This window comes from Pseudomonas sp. P116 (assembly GCF_020149425.1).
GTDB classification, from domain to species: Bacteria; Pseudomonadota; Gammaproteobacteria; order Pseudomonadales; family Pseudomonadaceae; genus Aquipseudomonas; species Aquipseudomonas anatoliensis.
Map to the genome: position 1 here is coordinate 159,758 of NZ_JACVHB010000006.1, position 25,771 is coordinate 185,528.

A 25,771-nucleotide genomic window follows, 5' to 3' on the forward strand; every position below is an offset into this window, starting at 1 on the left:
CCCCCTCAGCGTTGCGGCTAATCGGTTGGGTTAATCGATACTGACACCCGAGAACACGTTGCGGCCGAAAGGGCTCACCTTGAACCCTTCAACCCGAGTGCTTAACGGCTGGTTGACCGTCGAGTGGGCGACAGGCGTGATCGGCACTTGCTGTTTAAGCAACTGCTGAGCCTGTTTATAGAGCGCGGTGCGCTGGTCGCGATCGGTGACGACCTTGGCCTCTTTGATCAGCTTGTCGTAAGCCGGATCGCACCACATGGAGTAGTTGTTGCCGCCGATGGCATCGCAGCTGTACAGCGTGCCGAGCCAGTTGTCCGGGTCACCGTTGTCACCGGTCCAGCCGATCAGGCTGATGTCATGCTCACCGTTCTTGGTGCGCTTGATGTACTCGCCCCATTCATAGCTGACGATTTTCACTTTCAGACCGATCTTGGCCCAGTCGGCCTGAAGCATTTCGGCCATCAGCTTGGCGTTGGGGTTGTACGGTCGCTGTACCGGCATCGCCCACAGGGTGATCTCGGTGCCTTCTTTCACGCCGGCAGCCTTGAGCAGCTCTTTAGCTTTTTCCGGGTTGTAGGCGGCGTCTTTGATGCTGTCGTCGTAGGACCACTGCGTCGGTGGCATGGCGTTGACCGCCAGTTGGCCAGCACCTTGATAAACAGCGTTGAGAATCCCTTGTTTATTCACCGCCATGTCCAGCGCCTGACGCACTTCGAGCTGGTCGAACGGTTTGTGGCGCACGTTATAAGCGATGTAGCCGAGGTTGAAACCGGGCTTGGAGATCAGTTGCAGCTTCGGGTCGGCCTTCAGTGCTTCAACATCGGCAGGACGCGGATGCAGAGTGATCTGGCATTCGCCGGCCTTGAGTTTTTGCACGCGCACCGAAGCGTCGGTGTTGATCGCGAAGATCAGGTTTTTCAGTTTTACCCGGCTCGGGTCCCAGTAGTGGGGGTTGCCGGTGTAACGAATGTTCGAGTCTTTTTGATAGCTCTTGAACACGAACGGCCCGGTACCGATCGGCTTCTGGTTGATGTCGCTCGGTTTGCCTTCGGCCATGAGCTTGTCGGCGTATTCGGCGGACAGGATGGCAGCAAAACTCATGGCAATGTTCTGGATGAACGCGGCGTCGACGCTGTTGAGCGTGAACTCCACTGTCAGCGGCCCGGTCTTCTCGACCTTGGCAATGTTCTTGTTCAGGCTCATCCCGTTGAAATACGGGAACTCGGTCGGATAAACCTTACGGAATGGCTGTTGCGCATCCAGCATGCGATTAAAAGTAAACAGTACGTCGTCGGCGTTGAAATCGCGTGTTGGCTTGAAGTAAGGCGTTGTATGAAATTTCACACCCTCACGTAGGTGAAAGGTGTACTTGAGGCCGTCCTCGGAAATATCCCACTGGGTGGCCAGGCCCGGTACGACATTGGTCGCGCCTTTTTCAAACTCCACCAAGCGGTTGTACAGCGGCTCGGCGGCATCGTTATCGGTGGCCGTCGTGTATTGCGCGGTATCAAAACCCGCCGGACTGCCTTCGGAGCAGAACACCAGACTGTTGCTGGCGGCGTGGCTTGCAGACGTGGCGGCCAACAGGCCGGCGCCCAGCAATGCGGAAAAAACCAAGGTATGGCGCATGACGCTCCCTCTTGTTTAGTGGTGTTTTGATGCGCCGCGATCCCGTCCAGGGAGGTTGTGGCTGCATCAAGCTCAAACCAGTACGGACAGCAAAACCGTTAGCCCACGCAGTCACTGGTCAGAACCCGACGGTAGGAGCCGTGGGTCTGGCAGTAAATGCGTTGAGTCCTAAAGACTCGTAGGAAAAGGCAACACGACCTGTATCTCCCTGGTAAAGCAGGGAGGAAACAGCTGTAGGCAAATTCCTAACTAATCGGCAGAAAAAACAGCGGCGACGCTGAAAACGTCGCCGCTGCTTTTTTACTTGCTGACGCTGACGCCGTAGAAGGAGTTCAAGCCGAACGGGCTGATCTTGAAGTCCTGCACGTTGGCGCGCATGGGTTGATACACCGTCGAGTGAGCGATAGGTGTCATTGGGACTGCATCTTTGAGGACGTGTTGCGCCTGTTTGTACAGTTCGGTGCGCTTGCCCTGGTCTGTCGTGCGCTTGGCTTCTTTGACGAGGCCATCGAATTTCTTGTCGCACCACTTGGAGAAGTTGTTGCCGCTGAGCGAGTCGCAACCAAACAACACGTTCAGCCAGTTGTCCGGATCACCATTGTCACCGCTCCAGCCAATGATCATGGCCTGGTTCTCGCCACCTTTGGAACGCTTGATGTACTCGCCCCATTCGTAGCTGGTGATCTTCACTTTCAAGCCGATCTTGGCCCAGTCGGACTGGAGCATTTCAGCCATCAGTTTGGCGTTCGGGTTGTACGGACGCTGAACCGGCATCGCCCACAGGACGATTTCGGTACCTTCCTTGACGCCGGCTTCCTTGAGGAGCTGCTTGGCTTTCTCAGGATCGTACTTGGCGTCCTTGATGGTGGTGTCGTAAGACCACTGGGTCGGCGGCATGGCGTTGACGGCCAGTTGGCCCGCACCCTGATAAACCGAATCGATGATCTGCGGCTTGTTGACGGCCATGTCCATGGCCTGACGAACGCGCAGGTCGGCCAGCGGGTTTTTCTCGTCGCTGCCTTTGACCTTGTCCATCACGTTGTAAGCGATGTAGCCCAGGTTGAAACCGGCCTGGTCAGGCATCTTCAGCGACTTGTCTTCTTTCAGCGCTTTCAGGTCAGCCGGACGTGGGAACAGGGTGACCTGGCACTCGTTCTTTTTCAGCTTCTGAATACGTACCGACGGGTCGGTGGTGATGGCGAAGATCAGGTTGTCGATCTTCACGTCATCAGGCTTCCAGTAGTCCTTGTTCCCGGTGAAGCGGATGTTGGAGTCTTTCTGGTAGCTCTTGAACACGAACGGGCCGGTGCCGACCGGTTTCTGGTTGATGTCGGCAGGCTTGCCATCTTTAAGCAGCTGGGCTGCGTACTCGGCGGACTGCACCGAGGCGAAGCTCATGGCCATGTTCTGGATGAACGCGGCATCAACTTCCTTGAGGGTGAACTTGACGGTGTGGTCGTCGACTTTATCGATCTTGGTGATGTTGGTGTCCATCCCCATGTCGGTGAAGTACGGGAATTCGGTCGGGTACGCCTTACGGAACGGGTCATCCTTGTTAATCATGCGATTAAAGGTGAACAGCACGTCGTCGGCGTTGAACTCACGGGTCGGCTTGAAGTACGGAGTGGTGTGGAACTTGACGCCTTCACGCAGGTGGAAGGTGTAAGTCAGGCCGTCATCGGAAATGTCCCACTTGGTCGCCAGACCAGGAATCACGGCGGTGCCGCCGCGCTCGAACTGGGTCAGGCGGTTGAACATGGTTTCGGCAGAGGCGTCGAAGTCTGTTCCGGTGGTGTACTGGCCTGGATCAAAACCGGCCGGGCTCCCTTCGGAGCAGAACACCAGGTTAGTCGCAGCGGATGCGAAAGGTGCGGAGGCTAACAAGCCTGCGCCGACTAAAAACGGAATGACCGCGTGTTTAAGCATGTTGGCCTCATGATTTGTTGTCATTTTTTGATTTGAGGTACGACCTCGTGAGTCGTGCCTGCGGATACTTATGCAGGCGCCATACCCAATGCAAGATCCAGAGCGGTCGGCGGCCTCAAACGGTGGCACGAACGTACCTTAATGTCGCATCCGTATAACTTTTGACGCATTTGACCGTTTGCGGGTGGTTTTTACGGTGCAAATGAAGCCCCAATATGGTGCGTCGTTCACGTTTTGTGCGCTGGCTTGGGGCTGGGTGTTACTTATTTATACCGTTGGTTTTGTAGGATTTTTTTGAGATTTGTGTGGGGGGCTTGTGGGGGCTGGCGTTGGGCTTTTTTGTTGGGGTTTTACTGGGTGCAACTGACGGTGGTTCTTTTGGTAGCGCCTTTTTGTTTTTGGGGTGTTTTTTTGGGGGGGATCCGTTGCTGCGGGTGTGGCTGCTTAGGGTTTCGCCCTGACGTACGGCCCTCGCCGTGGCTCGGGTTCCTTCGCTCCGCGATTATTCCGGGCGCATCGCCTTCCGACGGGCTCTTGAGATCAAGAGCTGCACTCGAGCTAACGCTCATTGTGTTGAGTGGGGCGGACTTCGCCGCGTGCGGGTTGTACTTGCCTCCTCTGTAGGAGCTGCCGAAGGCTGCGATCTTTTGATCTGGCTTTTGCTTCCTGTGGGAGCTGGCTTGCCAGCGATGGCGGCAAATCATTCAGCACAAAATCCAGGCACAAAAAAACCGGCGATCATTCACTGATCGCCGGTTTCTCATTCAACCCACATCACATCACTGCATCAGCACTTCAATCGAGCCATCAGCGGTCATGCTGACCTGGCTGGTACCCGCTTCAACTTCAGGAGTCACCGGTGCCGAATCCATGCCGGCCGCTTTCATCATCATCGGCGCGCGCATGTACGGTTGTGGATAACCGTTAGCGTTGAGGTTCAGGTTGACGATTTTGTAGCCCTTGCCGCCGAGTGCGTCGGTGGCCAATTGGGCGCGGGCCTTGAAGGCGGTGACGGCTTCTTTGAGCAGCGCGTCTTCGCTGGATTTGCGGGTCGGGTTGGCGATGGCGAAGTCCATGCCGCCCATTTTCAGATCGCCGAGCAGTTCGCCGGTGAGTTTGGACAGGGCGGCGAAGTCGGCGCTTTCCAGACGCAGTTCGGCGCGTTCACGCCAGCCGGTGATTTTCTGGCCCTTGGTGTCGTAGATCGGGTAGCTGTTGCGGCTGCCCTGGCGCAGGGTGATGTCTTTGACTTGCTTGGCCTGGGCCAATGCCTTGTTCATGGTAGTGCTGACGTCGGCGGCGAGTTTGGCCGGGTCGGTGTTTTGTTCTTCGGTGTAGAGGGTCACGATCATCAGGTCGCGGGCGACTTCCTGGCTGACTTCGGCGCGCAGGGAAATCTGGTTGTAGTGCAGCTCATCGGCGGCCAGTGCTGGAAGGCTGGCGACGCTGCCGACGGTCAGGGCGAGGAGGGCGGCGCTGCGGCGAAATGTATGCATGAAAGCTCCTTGATGAGGGCGCAGGTTCGTGGGCCTGCGTGAAACCATCAGACTCTAGCTTTAATGATCCGGTTCGCCCAGTTACAACTTCGATACAGATGACTGGTGGCTGCTGCGCAGCCAATCGCCAGCAGGCTGGCTCCCACAGGGGAATGCATTTCAAAATGTGGGAGCCAGCCTGCTGGCGATGGAGTCCTTATAGCCTCCAACCACTTTTCTGCCATGTGGTCGTTTGCCGCACTTTCGCCTCTGGAGGCCGCGGCTTGGTTATACTCCGTGCGATCCGCCTGGAGCGCTCATCAGGAGAGCTCATGCTCGCCCCCGTACAACTGACTTCCGCCACTCGCCAGAACCTCTGGCGGCTGACTTTCATCCGCACGCTGGTGCTCGCCGCGCAGGCCGGTTCCGTAGGCCTGGCCTATTGGCTGGAGCTGTTGCCGTTGCCGTGGGTGCAACTGGCGATGACCCTTGGCTGCTCGATACTGCTTTGCGTGTTCACCGCCGTGCGCCTGCGTACCTCCTGGCCGGTGACCGAGCTGGAATACGCCTTGCAACTGGCCTGCGACCTGGTTATCCACAGCGCGCTGCTGTATTTCTCCGGCGGTTCGACCAACCCGTTCGTTTCCTATTATCTGGTACCGCTGACTATCGCTGCGGTCACGCTGCCATGGCGCTATTCGGTGATTCTGTCCGGCATCGCGCTGGCCTTGTACACCGTGATGCTGACGCGGTTCTATCCGCTGGAAACCCTGCCGGTTGCCCGCGAAAACCTGCAGATCTACGGCATGTGGCTGAGCTTTGCCCTCGCTGCGGCGGTGATCACTTTCTTCGCTGCGCGCATGGCTGAAGAGTTGCGTCGCCAGGAAGAGCTGCGTGCAATTCGCCGTGAAGAAGGCCTGCGCGATCAGCAACTGCTCGCCGTCGCCACGCAAGCCGCCGGCGCCGCCCATGAACTGGGCACGCCGCTGGCGACCATGAGCGTGTTGCTCAAGGAGATGCAGCAGGATCATCCCGATCCGCTGCTGCAGGACGATCTGAAGGTGCTGCAGGATCAGGTCAAGTTGTGCAAGGAAACCTTGCAGCAACTGGTGCGCGCCGCTGAGGCCAATCGTCGTTTGGCGGTGGAAATGCAGGATGTCACCGTGTGGCTCGACGAAGCGCTGAACCGCTGGCACCTGATGCGTCCGGAAGCCAGTTATCGCTTCCACCGTCTCGGTCAGGGCACGGTGCCGCGCATGGCGCCGCCGCCGGATCTGACCCAGGCCCTGTTGAATCTGCTCAACAATGCCGCCGATGCCTGCCCGGAAAACCTCAAAGTGACGCTGGACTGGGACACGGAAGACCTGACCATCAGCATTCGCGATCACGGCGCCGGTGTGCCACTGGCCATCGCCGAGCAGATCGGCAAACCATTTTTTACCACGAAGGGCAAAGGTTTCGGCCTGGGCCTGTTTTTGAGCAAGGCCAGCGTGACACGCGCCGGCGGCTCAGTGAAACTCTATAGTCATGAGGAAGGCGGCACGCTCACCGAGCTGCGCCTGCCCCACGGCGCCCGAGGAGACCAACATGAGTGACGAAATCCAAGTCGAAGGCGAAGAACTGCCGCATTTGCTGCTGGTCGACGATGACGCGACCTTTACCCGAGTGATGGCCCGTGCCATGGCCCGCCGCGGTTTTCGCGTCAGCACCGCAGGTTCAGCCGAAGAAGGCATTACCATCGCGCAGGCCGATATCCCGGACTACGCCGCGCTCGACCTGAAAATGGACGGCGATTCCGGTCTGGTGCTGCTGCCCAAGCTGCTGGAGCTGGACCCGGAAATGCGCGTGGTGATCCTTACCGGTTATTCGAGCATTGCCACCGCTGTCGAAGCGATCAAGCGCGGCGCCTGCAACTACCTGTGCAAACCGGCCGATGCCGACGATGTCCTGGCCGCGCTGCTCTCCGAGCACGCCGACCTCGACAGCCTGGTGCCGGAAAACCCGATGTCGGTCGACCGCCTGCAGTGGGAACACATCCAGCGCGTGCTCACCGAACACGAAGGCAACATCTCCGCCACTGCCCGCGCCTTGGGCATGCACCGCCGCACCCTGCAGCGCAAACTGCAGAAGCGCCCGGTTCGTCGCTGAACCTGCGCTGAACGACCATCGCCAGCCCTCGCGATAAAACGCGCCGATCATCTATGATCGGCGCGTGTCTGTTCTTATCTATATCGAGCCTTATCCATGAATCAGAACGCTGAATACTCCGCGGTCAACGATGCTGTGCGCGGGCAGTTTTTTCGCAAAGTATGGGCGATCATCACGCCTTACTGGCGCAGTGAAGAGAAGATCCAGGCCTGGACACTGTTGATTGCGGTGATAGCGCTCTCGCTGCTCAGTGTGGGCATCTCGGTGTGGTTCAACACCTGGTACAAGGACTTTTACAACGCGCTGCAGAAGAAGGACGAGGCGGCGTTCTGGCAGCTGATTCTGTACTTCTGTGCGATAGCGGCGGTGGCGATTGTCGGGGCGGTATATCGGCTTTATCTGACTCAGATGCTGACGATACGCTGGCGGGCCTGGCTCACTGAAAAGCATTTCTCGCGTTGGCTCGCCGACAAGAACTACTACCAGCTGGAGCAGGGCGGTTATACCGATAACCCGGACCAGCGAATTTCCGAAGACCTCAACAACTTCACCTCCAACACCCTTGAACTGGGTATCGGGTTGCTGCGCAATATCGTCAGCCTGGTGTCGTTCTCGATCATTCTGTGGGGCGTGTCGGGCAGCATCGAAGTCTTTGGCATCACCATTCCCGGCTACATGTTCTGGTGCGTGCTGGTTTACGCCGTGGTCGGTAGCTGGCTGACGCATTTGATCGGTCGTCGTTTGATCGGCCTGAACAACCAACAACAACGCTTTGAAGCCGACCTGCGTTTTTCCATGGTGCGGATTCGCGAGAACGCTGAAAGCATCGCGTTGTACAACGGCGAACCGAACGAAAATCGTCGGTTGAGCGCTCGCTTCGGGAATGTCTGGCACAACTTCTGGGACATCATGAAAGTGTCCAAGCGCCTGACGTTCTTCACCGCCGGTTACAGCCAGGCGGCCATCATCTTCCCGTTCATCGTGGCCTCGCCGCGTTATCTCGCTGGCAAGATCGAACTCGGTGAGTTGATGCAGATCAGCTCGGCATTCGGCAACGTTCAGGAGAGTTTCAGCTGGTTCATCAGTGCGTACCAGAGCCTCGCTTCCTGGCGCGCCACTTGTGATCGTCTGCTGAGTTTCCGTCAAGCCATGACCGACAATGAACAACGTGCGCCGGCCATTGATGTGCAGAATCAGGGCAGTGAATTGAAAGTCCACAACCTGGGGCTGGATCTGGCCGACGGCCGCCACTTGCTGACCAGCGCCGACATGACCGTTGAACCGGGTGATCGGGTGATGCTCAGCGGCCGCTCCGGCAGCGGCAAGTCGACGTTGCTGCGGGCGATGGGGCATTTGTGGCCCGCGGGGCACGGCAGCATTCGGCTGCCGGCGGCGCGTTATCTGTTTCTGCCGCAGAAACCTTATCTGCCGATCGGCACCCTGCGCGAGGCCTTGAGTTATCCACAGGCGGGCGACACCTATTCACCCGAACGATACGCGCAAGTGCTGGAAACCTGCCGCTTGCCGCATCTGGTCGCGCGTCTGGATGAGGCCAATCACTGGCAGCGGATGCTCTCGCCCGGTGAACAGCAACGCCTGGCCTTCGCCCGCGCACTGCTTTATGCACCGCACTGGCTGTACATGGACGAAGCCACCTCGGCGATGGATGAAGAAGACGAAGCCACGCTTTATCAGGCGCTGATCGACCAGTTGCCCGAGTTGAGCATTGTCAGTGTTGGTCACCGTAGCAGCCTGAAGCGGTTCCACCCACGGCATGTGCGAATCGACAACGGCCACCTGGTTGAACAAACCGTGACCGCCTGACCCACACAAATCTCCTGTAGGAGCTGCCGCAGGCTGCGATCTTTTGACTTTGATTTTCTGAAACAAGATCAAAAGATCGTCCGATCGCGGCCCGAGCCTGCGGCAGCTCCTACAGGGCCGATGTGATCCGGCCGGTGATCGTACAACCCGCTTGAGCTATGATGCCCACAAGCCGAACTTTCGAGACAAGACGTAGACCATGGAAAACCTGATCGAAACCCCGCGCCTCCCCCGCAAGCGCCGCAGCCTGGCTCAGGAATTGGTGACGGTGCTCAGCGAGCAGATCCGTGACGGCCTGCTCAAGCGTGGCGACAAGTTGCCTACCGAGTCGGCGATCATGGAAGCCCATGGCGTCAGCCGCACCGTGGTGCGGGAGGCGATTTCCCGTTTGCAGGCCGCAGGCCAGGTAGAAACCCGCCACGGCATCGGCACTTTCGTACTCGATACGCCGAGCCCCAGCGGTTTTCGCATCGACCCGGCCACCGTCGTCACCCTGCGTGACGTGCTGGCGATTCTCGAATTACGCATCAGCCTCGAAGTGGAATCCGCCGGCCTTGCCGCGCAACGTCGCAGCCCCGAGCAACTGGCGACCATGCGCGCCGCCCTCGATGCGCTGAACGACAGCGTTGCCCACGCCAGTGATGCCGTCGCCTCTGACTTTGCGTTCCACCTGGAAATCGCCCTGTCCACCGGCAACCGCTATTTCACCGACATCATGACTCACCTGGGTACCAGCATCATTCCGCGCACGCGACTGAATTCGGCGCGCCTGGCCCATGATGATCAGCAACACTACATGAGTCGCCTGAGCCGTGAGCACGAGGAAATCTACGAGGCTATCGCCCGTCAGGATTCCGATGCAGCGCGTGCGGCCATGCGTCTTCACCTGACCAACAGCCGCGAAAGACTGCGCCAGGCCCATGAAGAGGCGCAGGCGCAGCGGGGTTAGTCGCTCACGCTTCGATCCGTAGCAGCAACGGCTCTGAATAGGGCTCCAAGCTGGACTCGTCCTGAAATTTGTAGCGCAGTTCGATTTCCGAATGCAGGTACGACAGTAGTACCTCTTTCGGAATGTGCAGTTCGATGCCCGTCAGTTTTTCCATCTCGTCCTCGGCGTCATCCCAAGTGCCAGTGTTGACTTCTTCGCTCGCCCATTCGGGCTCCTCGGGGTCATCGCCCAGAATCGCGTAGACGCTCCAGTTCGCCGCAAAATCGCTGGAATCGGGCACTTGAACGATCAGTTCGTCGCTCAACGCCGACAGGTTCACGGTTGCTGTTTCAGATGTATGAGGCAGAAATTGCGGAAGTTCGGGTGGGGCAAAATCCATCGGGGGCGCTCTCCATGCGAGGTGTGCCGTGATCCATTCACGGCGGGTTTGCACGGTACGAGAATCCCGCCTGTCTCGTTTTAAACCGTCTATTTCCATTTATTGCGATGCCACCTGTAGGAGCTGCCGCAGGCTGCGATCTTTTGACTTTGATTTTCTGAAAGAAGATCAAAAGATCAGCCTGCGGCAGCTCCTACAGGGGCTTTGCGTGCCATTGATAACAATCTTGTCGGACAAAAAAGCACTCTCAACGATGAAATGCAGTTGACGGTTATTTTTTAAGTTGTACGATGACCTACAACCTCGGCGAATAGCTGAACGATCCAATCACAAAAAACGTTGCTACCAGGGTGTTCGAATAATGAATCCACAAGAACTGAAGTCCATCCTCTCTGCCGGCCTGCTGTCTTTCCCGGTGACCGATTTCAACGCGCAGGGCGATTTCAACCGCGCGGGCTATATCAAACGTCTGGAATGGCTGGCCCCGTACGGTGCTTCGGCCCTGTTCGCCGCCGGTGGCACCGGTGAATTCTTCTCGCTGGCCGCCAGTGAATACTCGGAAATCATCAAGACTGCCGTCGATACCTGCGAAACCAGCGTGCCGATTCTGGCCGGCGTGGGCGGTTCGACTCGTCAGGCCATCGAATACGCACAGGAAGCCGAGCGTCTGGGCGCAAAAGGTCTGTTGCTGCTGCCGCATTACCTGACCGAAGCCAGCCAGGACGGTGTCGCCGCTCACGTTGAAGCCGTGTGTAAATCGGTGAAGATCGGCGTGGTGGTTTACAACCGCAACGTCTGCCGCCTGACCGCGCCACTGCTGGAACGTCTGGCCGAGCGCTGCCCGAACCTGATCGGTTACAAGGACGGTCTGGGTGATATCGAGTTGATGGTGTCGATCCGTCGCCGCCTCGGTGATCGCTTCAGCTACCTGGGTGGTTTGCCGACCGCCGAAGTCTATGCCGCCGCCTACAAGGCGCTGGGCGTGCCGGTTTACTCCTCGGCAGTGTTCAACTTCATTCCGAAAACCGCGATGGATTTCTACCACGCCATTGCCCGCGAAGATCACGCCACTGTTGGCAAGATCATCGACGACTTCTTCCTGCCATACCTCGACATCCGTAACCGCAAGGCCGGTTATGCCGTGAGCATCGTCAAGGCAGGCGCAAAAATCGCCGGCTACGACGCAGGCCCGGTGCGGGCGCCGCTGACCGATCTGACTGGCGAAGAGTACGAAATGCTCGCTGCGCTGATCGACAAGCAAGGTGCGCAATAACAACTCTATAGATAAGGCCGCTGAGCAATCAGCGGCCTTTTGCGTGAGGAGCGATTTCAGTGACTGATTCAAAACGCTACGACAACTACATCAACGGTGAATGGGTCGCCGGTTCCGATTACTCGGCCAACATCAACCCGTCCGAGCTGAGCGACACCATCGGCGACTACGCCAAGGCAGATCTGGCGCAAGTTCACGCCGCCATCGACGCTGCGCGTGCAGCTTTCCCGGCATGGTCGACTTCGGGTATTCAGGCCCGTCACGATTCGCTGGATAAGGTTGGCTCGGAAATCCTCGCTCGTCGCGAAGAACTCGGTACTCTGCTGGCCCGGGAAGAGGGCAAGACCCTGCCCGAAGCCATCGGCGAAGTGACCCGCGCCGGCAACATCTTCAAGTTCTTCGCCGGTGAATGCCTGCGTTTGTCCGGCGATTACGTGCCGTCGGTGCGCCCGGGCGTAAACGTCGAAGTCACCCGCGAAGCGCTGGGTGTGGTCGGTCTGATCACCCCGTGGAATTTCCCGATCGCCATTCCATCGTGGAAAATCGCTCCGGCCCTGGCCTACGGTAACTGCGTGGTTTTGAAACCTGCCGATCTGGTACCGGGCTGCGCTTGGGCGCTGGCCGAAATCATCTCCCGTGCAGGCTTCCCGGCTGGCGTGTTCAACCTGGTGATGGGCAGCGGCCGTGTAGTTGGCGATGCACTGGTGCAGAGCCCGAAAGTCGATGGCATCAGCTTCACCGGTTCCGTCGGCGTGGGTCGGCAGATCGCGGTCAACTGCGTGTCGCGTCAGGCCAAGGTTCAGCTGGAAATGGGCGGCAAGAACCCGCAGATCATTCTCGACGACGCCGACCTTAAGCAAGCGGTGGAGTTGTCGGTGCAGAGCGCGTTCTACTCCACCGGCCAACGTTGCACGGCATCGAGCCGCTTGATCGTCACCGCCGGGATTCACGACAAGTTCGTCGAAGCCATGGCCGAACGCATGAAGTCGATCAAGGTCGGCCACGCGCTGAAATCCGGCACCGATATCGGTCCGGTGGTTTCGCAGGCGCAGCTTGAACAGGACATGAAATACATCGACATCGGCCAGTCCGAAGGTGCGCGTCTGGTCAGCGGCGGCGGTCTGGTGACCTGCGACACCGAAGGTTACTACCTCGCGCCAACGCTGTTTGCCGACAGCGAAGCATCGATGCGCATCAGCCGCGAAGAGATTTTCGGCCCGGTGGCCAACATCGTTCGCGTTGCCGATTACGACGCTGCGCTGGCCATGGCCAACGACACCGAATTCGGTCTGTCGGCCGGCATCGCCACCACGTCGCTGAAGTACGCCAACCACTTCAAACGTCATTCCCAGGCCGGGATGGTGATGGTCAACCTGCCGACCGCCGGCGTGGATTACCACGTTCCGTTCGGTGGCCGTAAGGGTTCATCCTATGGCTCACGTGAGCAAGGCCGCTATGCGCAAGAGTTCTACACGGTCGTGAAGACCAGCTACATCGGTTCCTGAATGGAGCACGCGGTGTCGACCCCGACACCGCACCCCTGTAGGAGCTGCCGAAGGCTGCGATCTTTTGATCCTGTTTTTTGAGATCAAGATCAAAAGATCGCAGCCTTCGGCAGCTCCTACAGGGAGCAAGCGAATACAACAGATTCACCCGCGCATAAAAATAATCAGTGGGAGTACATCTACATGCAACCGACTCAAAAGCCGACTCACGTCCGCTATTTGATCCTGCTCATGCTGTTTCTGGTGACCACGATCAACTACGCCGACCGCGCGACCATTGCGATCGCCGGTTCCAGCCTGCAAAAAGACCTCGGCATCGACGCGGTCACCCTCGGCTATATCTTCTCCGCATTCGGTTGGGCCTACGTGGCCGGGCAAATTCCCGGTGGCTGGCTGCTTGATCGCTTCGGCTCGAAAAAAGTCTATGCCCTGAGCATTTTCACCTGGTCGCTGTTCACCGTGCTGCAAGGCTTTGTCGGTGAGTTCGGCATGTCCACGGCGATTGTTGCGCTGTTCATGCTGCGCTTCCTGGTGGGCCTGGCCGAGGCGCCGTCCTTCCCCGGCAACGCACGCATTGTCGCGGCCTGGTTCCCGACCGCTGAACGCGGCACCGCTTCGGCGATCTTCAACTCGGCGCAATACTTTGCCACCGTGTTGTTCGCACCGCTGATGGGCTGGATCGTCTACAGCTTCGGCTGGGAACACGTGTTCATCGTCATGGGTATCCTCGGTATCGTCTTCTCGCTGATCTGGCTGAAGGTTATCCACAGCCCGCGCGAACACCCGAGCATCAACGATGCCGAGTTCAAGCACATCGCTGACAATGGCGGCATGGTCGACATGGATCAGCGCGGCAAAAAATCCGACGGCCCGAAATGGGACTACATCCGCCAGTTGCTGACCAACCGCATGATGCTCGGCGTGTATCTGGGTCAGTACTGCATCAACGGCATCACGTATTTCTTCCTGACCTGGTTTCCTGTTTATCTGGTGCAGGAACGCGGCATGACCATCCTCAAGGCGGGTTTCATCGCTTCGTTGCCGGCGATCTGCGGGTTTATCGGTGGCGTGCTGGGCGGGGTGATTTCCGATTACCTGCTGCGCAAGGGCCATTCGCTGACCTTCGCCCGCAAGGCACCAATCATTGCTGGCCTGCTGGTTTCCAGCAGCATCGTCGCCTGCAACTATGTAGATGTTGAATGGATGGTCGTGGGCTTCATGGCTCTGGCATTCTTCGGTAAAGGCGTTGGTGCACTGGGTTGGGCAGTGGTTTCCGACACCTCCCCTAAACAAATCGCCGGTCTGAGCGGTGGTCTGTTCAACACCTTCGGCAACATCGCTTCGATCACCACGCCGATCGTGATTGGCTACATCATCAGTTCCACCGGCTCGTTCAAATGGGCGCTGGTGTTCGTCGGTGCCAACGCACTGGTTGCGGTGTTCAGCTATCTGGTGATCGTCGGCCCGATCAAACGTGTGGTGCTCAAAGAGCCGCCAACCACTGGCGGTGTTGAAGCCAGCGGTAAATTGTCTCAAGCGCATTCCTGAGGAGCGGCGTCATGCAGTTGATTGAACATTCCGACTCGCCGCGCTACATCCGCCTGCACGAGCGGGACAACGTGGTGGTAGTGGTCAATGACCAAGGTGTTCCGGCCGGAACCGAATTCGCCGATGGCCTGGTGACGGTGGATTTCGTCCCGCAGAGCCACAAAGTCAACCTCGTCGATATTCCCGAGGGCGGGCAGGTGATTCGCTATGGCCAGATCATTGGCTACGCGTTGCAGCCGATTCCCCGTGGCAGTTGGGTCAAGGAAGATCAACTGCGCATGCCGACCGCGCCGCCGCTGGACAGCTTGCCGTTGTCCACCGAGGTGCCAGAGGCGCAGGCGCCGCTGGAGGGTTTCACCTTCGAGGGTTATCGCAACGCCGACGGCACTGTCGGCACGCGCAACATTCTCGGGATCACCACCACCGTGCAGTGCGTCACCGGCGTGCTCGATCACGCGGTAAAACGCATCAAGGATGAGCTGCTGCCGAAGTACCCGCATGTCGATGACGTGGTTGCGCTGACCCACAGTTACGGCTGCGGCGTGGCGATCACCGCCACCGACGCCTACATCCCGATCCGCACCGTGCGCAATCTGGCGCGCAACCCGAATCTGGGCGGCGAAGCGCTGGTGATCAGTCTGGGCTGCGAGAAGTTGCAGGCCGGGCAGGTGATGCACGAGGACGACGCTTCGGTCGATCTCAGCGATCCATGGCTGTATCGCTTGCAGGATTCCAGTCACGGTTTCACCGAGATGATCGAGCAGATCATGGCGTTGGCTGAGGTTCGACTGAAGAAACTCGACCAGCGCCGCCGTGAAACCGTGCCGGCCTCCGAGTTGATCCTGGGTATGCAGTGCGGCGGCAGTGATGCGTTTTCCGGGATCACCGCTAATCCGGCGCTGGGTTATGCCTCGGACTTGCTGCTGCGGGCGGGGGCGACGGTGATGTTTTCCGAAGTCACCGAAGTGCGCGACGCGATTTATCTGCTGACCTCTCGGGCACAAACCAAAACCGTCGCCGAGGAACTGGTGCGCGAGATGGATTGGTACGACCGCTATCTGGCCAAGGGTGAAGCGGATCGCAGTGCCAACACCACGCCGGGCAACAAGAAGGGCGGGTTGTCGAACATTGTCGAGAAGTCGCTGGGTTCGATCGTCAAATCCGGCAGCAGCGCGATCAATGGCGTACTTGGTCCGGGTGAGCGTTTTAAACAGAAGGGTTTGATTTTCTGCGCGACCCCGGCCAGTGATTTTGTCTGTGGCACGTTGCAACTGGCGGCGGGGATGAATTTGCATGTGTTCACCACGGGACGCGGCACGCCTTACGGGCTGGCGATGGCGCCGGTGGTGAAGGTGTCGACGCGCACGGAGCTGGCGCAGCGCTGGCCTGACTTGATCGATATCGACGCCGGGCGGATTGCCACCGGGCGCGCGACCATCGAGGAGTTGGGCTGGGAGTTGTTCCACTACTACCTGGATGTTGCCAGCGGCAAACAGCAGACGTGGGCGGAGAAGCACAAGCTGCATAACGACATCACGTTGTTCAATCCGGCGCCGATTACCTGAGACCGAGCTGCCTTGAAAAGATCGCAGCCTGCGGCAGCTCCTACCTTGGAATGCATTTTTCCCTGTAGGAGCTGCCGCAGGCTGCGATCTTTTGATCTTCAATTGGGCTCAGTGGCTTATCATTAGGCCCCTAACGACGCTCACCCAAGGCTCCCCGGCATGCTGGCAATCTTCCTCGAAACCCTGAACATCACCGCGCCGGTGTTTGCCATGCTGTTTCTCGGTGTGTTGCTCAAGCGCATCGACTGGATCAACGACAACTTTATCCACACGGCATCGTCGCTGGTGTTCAACGTCACCATGCCGGCGCTGCTGTTCCTCGGCATTCTGCATGCCGACCTGCACGCCGCGTTGCAGCCGGCGCTGCTGATCTACTTCTCGATTGCCACGCTGGTGAGTTTCGCCGTCGCGTGGGGCTGGGCGATTTTCAAGTGTCCGCGCGAAGATCGCGGCATCTATACCCAAGGCGCGTTTCGCGGCAATAACGGGGTGATCGGCCTGGCACTTGCCGCGAGCATGTACGGCGATTACGGCATTTCGCTTGGGGCGATTCTCGCTGCGCTGGTGATCCTGTTCTACAACACGCTCTCGACCATTGTGCTGGCGGTCTACAGCCCGGTGATCAAGTCCGACCCGTGGAGCATCTGCAAAAGTGTGTTCAGCAATCCGCTGATCATCAGCGTGATCGCGGCGGCGCCGTTTGCCTACTTCAAGATCAGTCTGCCGGGATGGCTGGAAACTTCTGGCCAGTATCTGGCGCAAACCACCTTGCCGCTGGCGTTGATCTGCATTGGCGGCACGCTGTCGCTGGCGGCGCTGCGCAAGAGCGGCAACATGGCGCTCAGCTCTAGTCTGGTGAAGATGATCGGCTTGCCGGTGCTCGCGACCTTTGGCGCATGGCTGTGCGGTTTTCGCGGGGCGGAGCTGGGGATTCTGTTTCTGTACTTCGGCAGCCCGACGGCGGCAGCCAGTTTTGTCATGGCGCGGGCGGCGCAGGGTAATCATGAACTGGCGGCAGCGATTATTGTGCTGACCACGCTGATGGCGGCGATCACCACCAACGTCGGTATCTTCATCTTGCAGTGGGGCGGGTGGATCTGAAGGGCAAGATCAAAGGATCGCAGCCTCCGGCAGCTCCTACAGGGGAGCGCATTTCACTGTAGGAGCTGCCGAAGGCTGCGATCTTTTAGCTTTTCTGATAACTGTCGATCACTTCCTGCGCCGCACGAAACGCATCAATCGCCGCCGGCACCCCGGCGTACACCGCGCAATGCAGCAGCGCCTCGCGAATCTCTTCTACGGTGCAGCCGTTGTTCAGCGCTCCGCGCACATGGCCCTTCAGCTCTTGCGGGCACTTCAGCGCGGTCAGCGCGGCCAAGGTAATCAGGCTGCGGGTTTTCAGCGGCAGACCTTCGCGATTCCACACGCCGCCCCAGGCATGTTCGTTGACGAAGTCCTGCAAAGGCTGGGTGAACTCGGTGGCATTGCCCAGTGCGCGGTCGACAAACACATCGCCCATTACCTGACGGCGGACTTCAACCCCGGACTTCTTCGATTCGGTCATGGCATATCCCTCTTGTGGTGTTGGCGGCGCCAGGCGCGTACGGACGTGAACAGCAGAAACGCCAGCAGCGGCGGCAGAACGTAAAACAGCATCAGCCGCTCCAGTTTGCCGGCCAGTGGCATGCCGGTGGTGAACGACACCACGTGCAGCCCGTACACCAGATACAAACCGAGCAGCAGCAGACCTTCGACGCGGGTCACGCGGTAGCCGGAATAGAACACCGGCAGACACAACGCGGCGACACCAAGCATCACTGGCAGATCGAAATCCAGCGCATTGGGCGAGACAGACAAAGGCATCGGTGCGATCAGTGCTGTAAGCCCAAGTACCCCAAGCAGATTGAACAGATTGGCGCCGATCACGTTGCCCACGGCGATGTCCCGCTGCCCGCGCAGAGCCGCAATCAGCGACGTCGCGAGTTCTGGCAGCGAAGTGCCGACAGCAACGACAGTGAGGCCGATCACTCGCTCGGAGAATCCAAGGTCAGTGGCCACCACGACAGCGGCGCCCAGCAATAGGCGTCCGGCGAACACCAGCATGGCCAGGCCGACAATGATCATCAGCCCACTGACGAACCACGACGCCGGCGCAGTTTCCGGTTGTTCCGAATGCGGTCGTGCCGAATGCCGCGACTGGCGCAGCAGCAAACCCAGATACAGCGCCAGTGCGCTCAGCAACAGGATGCCATCGAGGCGACCGAGTTCTTCATTCCACGCCAGCAAGAACACCAGCAGACTGGCGCCGATCATCAGTGGAATATCCAGACGCACCAACTGCCGCGACACGCGCAACGGAATGATCAGCGCCGACAGGCCAAGGGTCACCAGGATATTGAAGATGCTGCTGCCGATCACGCTGCTGACCGCAATGTCCGGGGTATGCGCCTGTGCCGCTTGCAGGCTGACGGCCATTTGCGGCGCACTGCTGCCAAACGCCACCACCGTGAGGCCGATGATCAGCGGCCGCACATGCAGGCGAGCAGCCAGGCGCACTGCCGCGCGCACCATCAGTTCGGCGCCGAAGATCAGCAGGCACAGCCCGGCGAACAGTTCGATCAGGCTGATCAGCGGCAAATCGGCTAAGGCGAAAATGGTGGGCGCTCCATCAGTCGTCGAGGGCCTGCACACGAACCCGTGCAGTGCCGCTGCGCAGCATACCGAGTTGTTCGGCCGCCCCGCGAGACACGTCGATCAAGCGCCCACGGGTGTGTGGGCCGCGATCGTTGATACGGACCACGACGGATTCATCGTTTTTAAGATTGGTGACTTTCACCCGGGTACCGAAGGGGAGCTGGCGATGGGCGGCAGTCAGGGCATTCTGGTTGAACGCTTCGCCACTGGCGGTGCGTTTACCGTGGTGTTTGGCTCCGTAATAGGAGGCGACGCCGGTCTGGTCGTAACCGTGCGGGTCGATGATGTCGGTGCTGGCGCAACCGGCGAGTAAGGAGAGCAGGGCGCAGCCCAGGAGCAGACGCTTCATTCAAAGGTTTCCCGAAACTAATGCAGGAGTGAGCCTGTGTGGAGGATGAGCTTTCTGTGGCGAGGGGATTTATCCCCGATGGGTCGCGAAGCGGCCGCAATCTCTGAGTACGATTTGTATCTGACAAATCGAGAACTCAGGTTTTGGGGCTGCTTCGCAGTCCATCGGGGATAAATCCCCTCACCACAAACATGCACCAGCCACAGAAGGTTATTCCCCACAGGGGATAGAGCCAGGTTTTAGGTCTGGCTCCATTTTCATCAGCCTTCGAGCTTGCTTTTCAGCAGTTCGTTCACTTGCTGGGGGTTGGCCTTGCCTTTGGAGGCTTTCATGGCCTGGCCGACGAAGAAGCCGAACATCTTGCCGCGTTTGGCTTCGTCTGCCGCCCGGTATTGCTCGACTTGCTCGGCATTGGCCGCGAGCATTTCGTCCAGCACCGCCGAGATCGCGCCGCTGTCGGTCACTTGCTTCAGGCCACGCTTTTCGATGATCTCGTCTGCGCTGCCTTCACCGTTGGCCATCGCTTCGAACACTACCTTGGCGATCTTGCCAGAGATGGTGTTGTCCTTGATGCGCTGCAGCATGCCGCCCAATTGCTCGGCGGAAACCGGCGACTCGTCGATGTCCAGGCCTTGCTTGTTGAGCAGGCTGCCCAACTCGACCATCACCCAGTTCGCCGCCAGTTTGGCGTCGCCGCCGATGGCTGCGACTTTCTCGAAGTAGTCGGCTTGTTCGCGGCTGGTGGCCAGGACGCTGGCGTCATAGACCGACAGACCGAACTGCTCCTGGAAGCGCTCGCGTTTCTGCGGAGGCAGTTCCGGCAGGGTGGCGCGCACCTCGCCGAGGAACGACTCTTCGATGACCACTGGCAGCAGGTCCGGGTCGGGGAAGTAACGGTAGTCGTTGGCTTCCTCTTTGGAACGCATCGGACGGGTCTCGTCCTTGTTCGGATCGTACAGACGGGTCTGCTGGATCACTTTGCCGCCGTCTTCGATCAGCTCGATCTGACGCTGGATCTCGGAGTTGATCGCCTTCTCGATGAAACGGAACGAGTTGACGTTCTTGATCTCGCAGCGCGTGCCGAATTCAACCTGGCCTTTCGGACGGATCGACACGTTGCAGTCGCAACGCAGCGAACCTTCGGCCATGTTGCCGTCGCAGATGCCCAGATAACGGACCAGCGCGTGGATTGCCTTGACGTAAGCCACGGCTTCCTTGGCGCTGCGCATGTCCGGCTCGGAAACGATTTCCAGCAGCGGCGTGCCGGCACGGTTCAGGTCGATGCCGGTGGCACCGTTGAATTCTTCGTGCAGGCTCTTGCCGGCGTCTTCTTCCAGGTGCGCGCGGGTGATGCCGACACGTTTGACCGTGCCGTCTTCCAGCGCGATGTCCAGGTGGCCCTTGCCGACGATCGGCAACTCCATCTGGCTGATCTGGTAGCCCTTCGGCAGATCCGGGTAGAAGTAGTTTTTACGCGCGAACACGTTGTGCTGACCGATCTCGGCGTCAATCGCCAGACCGAACATCACCGCCATACGCACTGCTTCCTGGTTCAGCACCGGCAACACGCCGGGCATGCCCAGGTCGATCAGGCTCGCCTGAGTATTCGGCTCGGAGCCGAACGTGGTCGAACTACCGGAAAAGATTTTCGACCGGGTGGTGAGCTGGGTATGAATCTCCAGCCCGATCACGACTTCCCATTGCATGTGTGTCTCCTCAGAAGCCGGTTGGGGTGCGGGTGTGCCAGTCAGTGTTCAACTGATACTGGTGAGCAACGTTCAACAGGCGACCTTCCTGGAAATATGGAGCGAGCAACTGCACGCCGACCGGCAGGCCGTCGACAAAACCGGCTGGCATCGACAGGCCCGGCAGGCCCGCGAGGTTGGCGGTGATGGTGTAGACGTCTTCCAGATAGGCAGCGACCGGGTCGCTGTTCTTGGCGCCGAGTTTCCAGGCCGGGTTCGGCGTGGTTGGGCCGAGGATGATGTCGACTTCATTAAAGGCAGCCATGAAATCGTTCTTCACCAGGCGGCGAATCTTCTGCGCCTTGAGGTAGTAGGCATCGTAGTAACCGGCGGACAGCGCGTAGGCACCGACCATGATCCGGCGCTGCACTTCAGGCCCGAAGCCTTCGCCACGGGAGCGCTTGTACAGGTCGATGAGGTTTTCCGGGTTCTCGCAGCGATGGCCGAAACGCACGCCGTCGAAACGCGACAGGTTGGAGGAGGCTTCTGCCGGCGCAATAACGTAGTACGCAGGAATCGCGTGCTGCATGTTCGGCAGGCTGATTTCCTTGATCACGGCACCGAGCTTCTGCAGCTCTTTGATGCTGTTCTGGATCAGCTCGGCAATGCGCGGGTCGAGACCGGCGCTGAAGTATTCCTTCGGCACACCGATGCGCAGGCCTTTCAGCGATTCGTTGAGGCTGGCGGAGTAATCCGGCACAGGCTCATCGATGCTGGTGGAGTCGTTCTGATCGAAGCCGGCCATACCTTGCAACATAATTGCGCAGTCTTCGGCAGTGCGTGCCAACGGGCCGCCCTGATCGAGGCTGGAGGCGTAGGCGATCATGCCCCAGCGCGAAACACGACCGTACGTCGGTTTCAGGCCGGTGAGGTTGGTGAACGCGGCGGGCTGACGGATCGAGCCGCCGGTGTCAGTGGCGGTGGCCGCTGGCAACAGACGAGCGGCAACGGCCGCCGCCGAACCACCGGACGAACCGCCCGGCACGTGTTCCAGATTCCACGGGTTTTTCACCGCGCCGTACCAGCTCGACTCGTTGGCCGAACCCATGGCGAATTCGTCCATGTTGGTCTTGCCCAGGGTCACAGCGCCGGCAGCGGCCAGTTTGGCGACCACGGTGGCGTCGTACGGAGCCTTGAAATTGTCGAGCATCTTCGAGCCGCAGCTGGTGCGAATGCCCTGGGTGCAGAACAGGTCTTTGTGGGCGATCGGCGCACCCAGCAGGGCGCCGCTCTCACCGTTGGCACGGCGTGCGTCGGCGGCTTTCGCCTGCTCAAGCGCCAGCTCTTCGGTGAGGCTGATGAAACTGTTGAGCTGCGGATCGAGCTGGGAAATACGCGCCAGCAGGACTTTGGTCAGCTCTTCGGAGGAAAACTTTTTATCGGCGAGACCGCGAGCGATCTCGGCCAGAGTCATTTGATGCATTGCAGGCTCTTTCCCTTTAGTCGATGACTTTCGGAACCAGATACAGGCCGTTTTCGACCGCTGGTGCGATGGACTGGTAGGCCTCGCGGTGATTTGTTTCGGTCACGACGTCGGCGCGCAGGCGCTGACTGGCTTCCAGCGGGTGGGCCAATGGCTCGATACCGTCGGTATTAACAGCCTGCATTTCGTCGACCAGACCGAGAATGCTGTTGAGGGCCGAGGTGATGTGCGGAAGATCGGCATCATTAAGGCCAAGGCAGGCCAAATGCGCGATTTTTTCCACGTCGGAGCGTTCTAGTGCCATCGGGATTCTCCAGTGGAAAACAGAACGGACGGCGTCCGTGTGTTAGATTGTCGGAACACTACCGCACTTCTACGGTCATAAGGCCGCGATTGTGGGGCTTGGTGCACAGAAAAGCGGCCAATTTAACATATTGGCGCCTTGCCCAAAATCCCTGTCGTTGTTAGAGTTTGCCGCACTTTTTTACCCACGCGTTGCCTAGGGTCCCTTTCCCATGTTCAAGAAACTGCGTGGCATGTTTTCCAGCGATCTTTCCATTGACCTGGGCACTGCCAACACCCTTATTTACGTGCGCGAGCGCGGTATCGTCCTGAATGAGCCATCGGTTGTGGCCATTCGGACACACGGTAATCAGAAAAGTGTCGTTGCTGTCGGCACCGAGGCCAAGCGCATGCTCGGCCGTACGCCGGGCAACATTGCTGCCATTCGTCCGATGAAAGACGGCGTGATCGCCGACTTCAGCGTCTGCGAAAAGATGCTGCAATATTTCATCAACAAGGTTCACGAAAACAGTTTTCTGCAGCCTAGCCCTCGTGTGCTGATCTGCGTTCCATGCAAATCCACCCAGGTTGAGCGTCGCGCCATCCGTGAATCGGCCCTCGGTGCCGGTGCCCGTGAAGTGTTCCTGATCGAAGAGCCAATGGCTGCAGCGATCGGTGCCGGTCTGCCGGTTGAAGAAGCACGCGGTTCGATGGTCGTCGATATCGGTGGTGGTACCACTGAAATCGCACTGATCTCCCTGAACGGTGTGGTTTACGCCGAATCCGTACGCGTTGGTGGCGACCGCTTCGACGAAGCGATCATCACTTATGTGCGCCGTAACTACGGCAGCCTGATCGGTGAATCCACCGCAGAGCGCATCAAACAGGAAATCGGTACGGCCTACCCGGGCGGCGAAGTTCGCGAAGTCGACGTTCGCGGTCGTAACCTGGCAGAAGGCGTTCCACGCGCATTCACCCTGAACTCCAACGAAGTGCTGGAAGCTCTGCAAGAGTCTCTGGCCACCATCGTTCAGGCAGTGAAGAGTGCGCTGGAGCAATCGCCGCCGGAACTGGCTTCCGACATCGCCGAGCGTGGCCTGGTGCTGACCGGTGGTGGCGCGCTGCTGCGTGACCTCGACAAGCTGCTGGCCCAGGAAACCGGTCTGCCGGTGATCGTTGCCGAAGATCCGCTGACCTGTGTTGCTCGCGGCGGTGGCCGTGCATTGGAAATGATGGATAAGCACACCATGGATCTGCTCTCGAGCGAATAAGTCGCCGAGTGCAATACGTGGGTGAGCGCACAGGCAGCACTTTGCAGTGCTGCCTGTTGGCGTTTATCTTCTGTCAGTCTTCATCCAGGCCGGTTTGATGCCGTATGAATAAACAGAACATTTGCCTGGGAGGAGCGGCTTATTAAACCGCTTTTCGCCAAAGGCCCTTCGCTGGGTGTGCGCCTGCTGGTGCTGGCCGTGTTGTCGGTCGCACTGATGGTGGTCGATGCCCGCTTCGACCTGCTCAAGCCCGCGCGCAAACAAGCGTCGCTGGTGTTGATGGACGCCTACTGGATCACCGACCTGCCCGGACGGCTGTGGGACGGTATCGCCAGTCAGTTCGGCAGTCGCACCGAGCTTGTCGCCGAAAACGAAAAACTCAAGACCGAAAACCTGCTGTATCAGGGCCGCATGCAAAAGCTTGCCGCGCTGACCGAGCAGAACGTCCGGCTGCGCGAGTTGCTTAATTCTTCCGCGCTGGTCAACGAAAAGGTCGAAGTGGCCGAGTTGATCGGCATGGACCCCAACCCCTTCACCCATCGCATCATCATCAATAAAGGTGAGCGCGACGGCGTGGTGCTTGGTCAACCGGTGCTCGATGCGCGCGGTTTGATGGGGCAGGTGGTCGAGTTGATGCCTTACACCTCCCGTGTACTGCTGTTGACCGACACCACTCACAGCATTCCTGTGCAGGTGAACCGTAACGGTCTGCGGGCGATTGCCAGCGGCACCGGCAACCCTGAACGCCTGGAACTGCGGCATGTCGCCGACACGGCGGATATCAAAGAAGGCGATTTGCTGGTCAGCTCCGGTCTCGGCCAGCGCTTCCCGGCCGGTTACCCGGTGGCGACGGTCAAGGAAGTGATCCATGACTCCGGCCAACCGTTCGCGATCGTGCGCGCAGTGCCGACCGCTGCTTTGAACCGCAGCCGCTACCTGCTTCTGGTGTTCAGCGACTCACGCACCGCCGAGGAGCGCGCCAACGACGCCGCGCAAGCTCAAGAAGCTCTGGATGCCCATGGCGGCGGTCCGATGCCGGCCTCGGTGGTTTCCCGACCGTTGGTCATGCCGGCGCCTGCTGCTCCGGCTACCGAGCCAACCCCGGCCGCTACGACGCCTGCCGCGACCCCGGTCAAACCTGCTGCGAGCAAGCCGCCTGCGACCGCACCGGCGGCGACCAAGCCCCCGGCGTCTTCTCCTGCCGCCAGCAAACCACCTGCCAAACCGCCGGCAACGGCGCCAGCCACCACTGGGGGACGAGAATAATGGTCGGTGTCAAAGCCTCCCGAAATGGCTGGATCATCTGGCTGACCTTCGTTGTTGGCATATTGCTCAGCGTTTCGCCGTTACCGATCTTCATGGAAATCCTGCGTCCGCTGTGGCTGGCATTGCTGCTGACGTTCTGGGCGCTTTACATGCCGCACGCGGTGGGTATGGTCACGGCGTTCTGCCTGGGCCTGGCCGAAGATGTGCTGCAGGGCGATCTGTTTGGGCAGAACGCGCTCGTTCTCACGCTGATCACTTTCCTGGTGCTGTCATTGCAGCAGCGCCTGCGCATGTTCCCGATGTGGCAACAGTGTCTGGTGATTCTGGTGATTTTCGGGCTCGCGCAACTGGTGCAGTTGTGGCTCAGTGCCTTGACCGGTAACCGTCAGCCGACCCTGGCGCTGGTGCTGCCGGCACTGACCAGTGCCTTGCTGTGGCCCTGGATCAGTTTCGCTTTGCGTGGATTACGCCGCCGCTACAAAATCAATTGAGCCGGTGAAGCAGGCCACTGAACAGGGGA

22 protein-coding genes are annotated in these 25,771 nt (G+C 59.2%); 12 read left to right on the plus strand and 10 right to left on the minus strand.

All coding sequences use genetic code 11. The features are described from left to right. Positions 1–30: 30 nt before the first annotated feature. The 3 genes from ICA15_RS20850 to ICA15_RS20860 form a co-directional block, all read right to left on the minus strand. Positions 31–1,629, minus strand: coding sequence for an ABC transporter substrate-binding protein (locus tag ICA15_RS20850; protein WP_150604437.1), 1,599 nt, complete (start codon positions 1,627–1,629; stop codon positions 31–33). A gap of 300 nt (positions 1,630–1,929) precedes the next feature. Then, positions 1,930–3,555 carry an ABC transporter substrate-binding protein gene (locus tag ICA15_RS20855; protein WP_150617117.1) on the minus strand — a complete coding sequence of 542 codons (1,626 nt, stop codon included), beginning with the start codon at positions 3,553–3,555 and terminating at the stop codon, positions 1,930–1,932. Between the two features lie 779 nt (positions 3,556–4,334). Beyond that, positions 4,335–5,051: an SIMPL domain-containing protein gene (locus ICA15_RS20860; RefSeq protein WP_150604435.1), complete on the minus strand. Its 717-nt coding sequence runs from the start codon at positions 5,049–5,051 to the stop codon at positions 4,335–4,337. A gap of 311 nt (positions 5,052–5,362) precedes the next feature. Here ICA15_RS20860 and ICA15_RS20865 point away from each other — a divergent pair, with 311 nt between their 5' ends. From ICA15_RS20865 to ICA15_RS20880, 4 genes are all read left to right on the plus strand, one after another. Then, a complete protein-coding gene (locus ICA15_RS20865; RefSeq protein ID WP_150604434.1) occupies positions 5,363–6,625 on the plus strand; it encodes an ATP-binding protein in 1,263 nt (420 codons plus the stop codon). Beyond that, entirely contained in the window at positions 6,618–7,178 is a 561-nt protein-coding gene (locus ICA15_RS20870) for a response regulator transcription factor (RefSeq protein WP_042557635.1), read from the plus strand. Before ICA15_RS20865 ends, ICA15_RS20870 begins: the two co-directional genes overlap by 8 nt. A gap of 96 nt (positions 7,179–7,274) precedes the next feature. Next, the gene (locus ICA15_RS20875; RefSeq protein WP_150617119.1) at positions 7,275–9,002 is read left to right on the plus strand and encodes an ABC transporter ATP-binding protein/permease; all 1,728 of its coding nucleotides are present in this window, start codon (positions 7,275–7,277) and stop codon (positions 9,000–9,002) included. 199 nt (positions 9,003–9,201) lie between these two features. Then, the gene (locus ICA15_RS20880) at positions 9,202–9,951 is read left to right on the plus strand and encodes a FadR/GntR family transcriptional regulator (protein WP_150617120.1); all 750 of its coding nucleotides are present in this window, start codon (positions 9,202–9,204) and stop codon (positions 9,949–9,951) included. A gap of 4 nt (positions 9,952–9,955) precedes the next feature. Here the strand turns inward: ICA15_RS20880 and ICA15_RS20885 are convergent, their stop codons facing one another. Continuing rightward, positions 9,956–10,330 carry a hypothetical protein gene (locus tag ICA15_RS20885; protein ID WP_210554513.1) on the minus strand — a complete coding sequence of 125 codons (375 nt, stop codon included), beginning with the start codon at positions 10,328–10,330 and terminating at the stop codon, positions 9,956–9,958. A gap of 361 nt (positions 10,331–10,691) precedes the next feature. Between ICA15_RS20885 and kdgD the strand changes: the two genes are divergently transcribed. The 5 genes from kdgD to ICA15_RS20910 all read left to right on the plus strand — a co-directional run bounded on the left by kdgD (position 10,692) and on the right by ICA15_RS20910 (position 17,322). Then, positions 10,692–11,603, plus strand: coding sequence for a 5-dehydro-4-deoxyglucarate dehydratase (gene kdgD, locus ICA15_RS20890; RefSeq protein WP_042557640.1), 912 nt, complete (start codon positions 10,692–10,694; stop codon positions 11,601–11,603). Positions 11,604–11,662: 59 nt separating this feature from the next. After that, on the plus strand, positions 11,663–13,108 hold the full coding sequence (locus ICA15_RS20895; RefSeq protein ID WP_150604428.1) for an aldehyde dehydrogenase family protein: 1,446 nt from the start codon (positions 11,663–11,665) through the stop codon (positions 13,106–13,108). 183 nt (positions 13,109–13,291) lie between these two features. Then, positions 13,292–14,656: an MFS transporter gene (locus ICA15_RS20900; RefSeq protein ID WP_047299764.1), complete on the plus strand. Its 1,365-nt coding sequence runs from the start codon at positions 13,292–13,294 to the stop codon at positions 14,654–14,656. An 11-nt stretch (positions 14,657–14,667) separates the two neighbouring features. Continuing rightward, the gene (gene garD / locus ICA15_RS20905) at positions 14,668–16,221 is read left to right on the plus strand and encodes a galactarate dehydratase (protein WP_150617124.1); all 1,554 of its coding nucleotides are present in this window, start codon (positions 14,668–14,670) and stop codon (positions 16,219–16,221) included. A gap of 159 nt (positions 16,222–16,380) precedes the next feature. Next, positions 16,381–17,322 carry an AEC family transporter gene (locus ICA15_RS20910; protein ID WP_150604426.1) on the plus strand — a complete coding sequence of 314 codons (942 nt, stop codon included), beginning with the start codon at positions 16,381–16,383 and terminating at the stop codon, positions 17,320–17,322. Between the two features lie 85 nt (positions 17,323–17,407). Here the strand turns inward: ICA15_RS20910 and ICA15_RS20915 are convergent, their stop codons facing one another. From ICA15_RS20915 to gatC, 6 genes are all read right to left on the minus strand, one after another. Then, complete coding sequence (locus ICA15_RS20915; RefSeq protein ID WP_042557645.1) at positions 17,408–17,785, minus strand: carboxymuconolactone decarboxylase family protein; 378 nt, start codon at positions 17,783–17,785, stop codon at positions 17,408–17,410. After that, a complete protein-coding gene (locus ICA15_RS20920) occupies positions 17,782–18,843 on the minus strand; it encodes a calcium/sodium antiporter (RefSeq protein WP_150604448.1) in 1,062 nt (353 codons plus the stop codon). Before ICA15_RS20920 ends, ICA15_RS20915 begins: the two co-directional genes overlap by 4 nt. Before the next feature lie 46 nt (positions 18,844–18,889). After that, positions 18,890–19,264 (minus strand): septal ring lytic transglycosylase RlpA family protein, encoded by a 375-nt coding sequence (locus ICA15_RS20925; protein ID WP_150604425.1) that lies wholly within the window; start codon positions 19,262–19,264, stop codon positions 18,890–18,892. 260 nt (positions 19,265–19,524) lie between these two features. Then, positions 19,525–20,970 (minus strand): Asp-tRNA(Asn)/Glu-tRNA(Gln) amidotransferase subunit GatB, encoded by a 1,446-nt coding sequence (gene gatB, locus ICA15_RS20930; protein ID WP_042557647.1) that lies wholly within the window; start codon positions 20,968–20,970, stop codon positions 19,525–19,527. A 10-nt stretch (positions 20,971–20,980) separates the two neighbouring features. Beyond that, positions 20,981–22,432: an Asp-tRNA(Asn)/Glu-tRNA(Gln) amidotransferase subunit GatA gene (gene gatA, locus ICA15_RS20935; protein WP_210554514.1), complete on the minus strand. Its 1,452-nt coding sequence runs from the start codon at positions 22,430–22,432 to the stop codon at positions 20,981–20,983. A 16-nt stretch (positions 22,433–22,448) separates the two neighbouring features. Continuing rightward, positions 22,449–22,736 (minus strand): Asp-tRNA(Asn)/Glu-tRNA(Gln) amidotransferase subunit GatC, encoded by a 288-nt coding sequence (gene gatC, locus ICA15_RS20940; RefSeq protein WP_007901429.1) that lies wholly within the window; start codon positions 22,734–22,736, stop codon positions 22,449–22,451. Between the two features lie 211 nt (positions 22,737–22,947). Between gatC and mreB the strand changes: the two genes are divergently transcribed. The 3 genes from mreB to mreD all read left to right on the plus strand — a co-directional run bounded on the left by mreB (position 22,948) and on the right by mreD (position 25,742). Next, positions 22,948–23,985, plus strand: coding sequence for a rod shape-determining protein MreB (gene mreB, locus ICA15_RS20945; protein ID WP_002555108.1), 1,038 nt, complete (start codon positions 22,948–22,950; stop codon positions 23,983–23,985). Between the two features lie 141 nt (positions 23,986–24,126). Beyond that, positions 24,127–25,251, plus strand: coding sequence for a rod shape-determining protein MreC (gene mreC / locus ICA15_RS20950; RefSeq protein ID WP_210554600.1), 1,125 nt, complete (start codon positions 24,127–24,129; stop codon positions 25,249–25,251). Beyond that, the gene (gene mreD / locus ICA15_RS20955; protein WP_042557650.1) at positions 25,251–25,742 is read left to right on the plus strand and encodes a rod shape-determining protein MreD; all 492 of its coding nucleotides are present in this window, start codon (positions 25,251–25,253) and stop codon (positions 25,740–25,742) included. Before mreC ends, mreD begins: the two co-directional genes overlap by 1 nt. Positions 25,743–25,771: the final 29 nt, after the last annotated feature.

Excerpts from the sequence above, each read along its gene's own strand:
- ICA15_RS20850 (WP_150604437.1), bottom strand. The coding sequence starts at position 1,629 with ATGCGCCATACCTTGGTTTTTTCCGCATTGCTGGGCGCCGGCCTGTTG.
- ICA15_RS20855 (WP_150617117.1), bottom strand. The coding sequence starts at position 3,555 with ATGCTTAAACACGCGGTCATTCCGTTTTTAGTCGGCGCAGGCTTGTTA.
- ICA15_RS20860 (WP_150604435.1), bottom strand. The coding sequence starts at position 5,051 with ATGCATACATTTCGCCGCAGCGCCGCCCTCCTCGCCCTGACCGTCGGC.
- ICA15_RS20865 (WP_150604434.1), top strand. The coding sequence starts at position 5,363 with ATGCTCGCCCCCGTACAACTGACTTCCGCCACTCGCCAGAACCTCTGG.
- ICA15_RS20870 (WP_042557635.1), top strand. The coding sequence starts at position 6,618 with ATGAGTGACGAAATCCAAGTCGAAGGCGAAGAACTGCCGCATTTGCTG.
- ICA15_RS20875 (WP_150617119.1), top strand. The coding sequence starts at position 7,275 with ATGAATCAGAACGCTGAATACTCCGCGGTCAACGATGCTGTGCGCGGG.
- ICA15_RS20880 (WP_150617120.1), top strand. The coding sequence starts at position 9,202 with ATGGAAAACCTGATCGAAACCCCGCGCCTCCCCCGCAAGCGCCGCAGC.
- ICA15_RS20885 (WP_210554513.1), bottom strand. The coding sequence starts at position 10,330 with ATGGATTTTGCCCCACCCGAACTTCCGCAATTTCTGCCTCATACATCT.
- kdgD (WP_042557640.1), top strand. The coding sequence starts at position 10,692 with ATGAATCCACAAGAACTGAAGTCCATCCTCTCTGCCGGCCTGCTGTCT.
- ICA15_RS20900 (WP_047299764.1), top strand. The coding sequence starts at position 13,292 with ATGCAACCGACTCAAAAGCCGACTCACGTCCGCTATTTGATCCTGCTC.
- garD (WP_150617124.1), top strand. The coding sequence starts at position 14,668 with ATGCAGTTGATTGAACATTCCGACTCGCCGCGCTACATCCGCCTGCAC.
- ICA15_RS20910 (WP_150604426.1), top strand. The coding sequence starts at position 16,381 with ATGCTGGCAATCTTCCTCGAAACCCTGAACATCACCGCGCCGGTGTTT.
- ICA15_RS20915 (WP_042557645.1), bottom strand. The coding sequence starts at position 17,785 with ATGACCGAATCGAAGAAGTCCGGGGTTGAAGTCCGCCGTCAGGTAATG.
- ICA15_RS20925 (WP_150604425.1), bottom strand. The coding sequence starts at position 19,264 with ATGAAGCGTCTGCTCCTGGGCTGCGCCCTGCTCTCCTTACTCGCCGGT.
- gatB (WP_042557647.1), bottom strand. The coding sequence starts at position 20,970 with ATGCAATGGGAAGTCGTGATCGGGCTGGAGATTCATACCCAGCTCACC.
- gatA (WP_210554514.1), bottom strand. The coding sequence starts at position 22,432 with ATGCATCAAATGACTCTGGCCGAGATCGCTCGCGGTCTCGCCGATAAA.
- gatC (WP_007901429.1), bottom strand. The coding sequence starts at position 22,736 with ATGGCACTAGAACGCTCCGACGTGGAAAAAATCGCGCATTTGGCCTGC.
- mreB (WP_002555108.1), top strand. The coding sequence starts at position 22,948 with ATGTTCAAGAAACTGCGTGGCATGTTTTCCAGCGATCTTTCCATTGAC.
- mreD (WP_042557650.1), top strand. The coding sequence starts at position 25,251 with ATGGTCGGTGTCAAAGCCTCCCGAAATGGCTGGATCATCTGGCTGACC.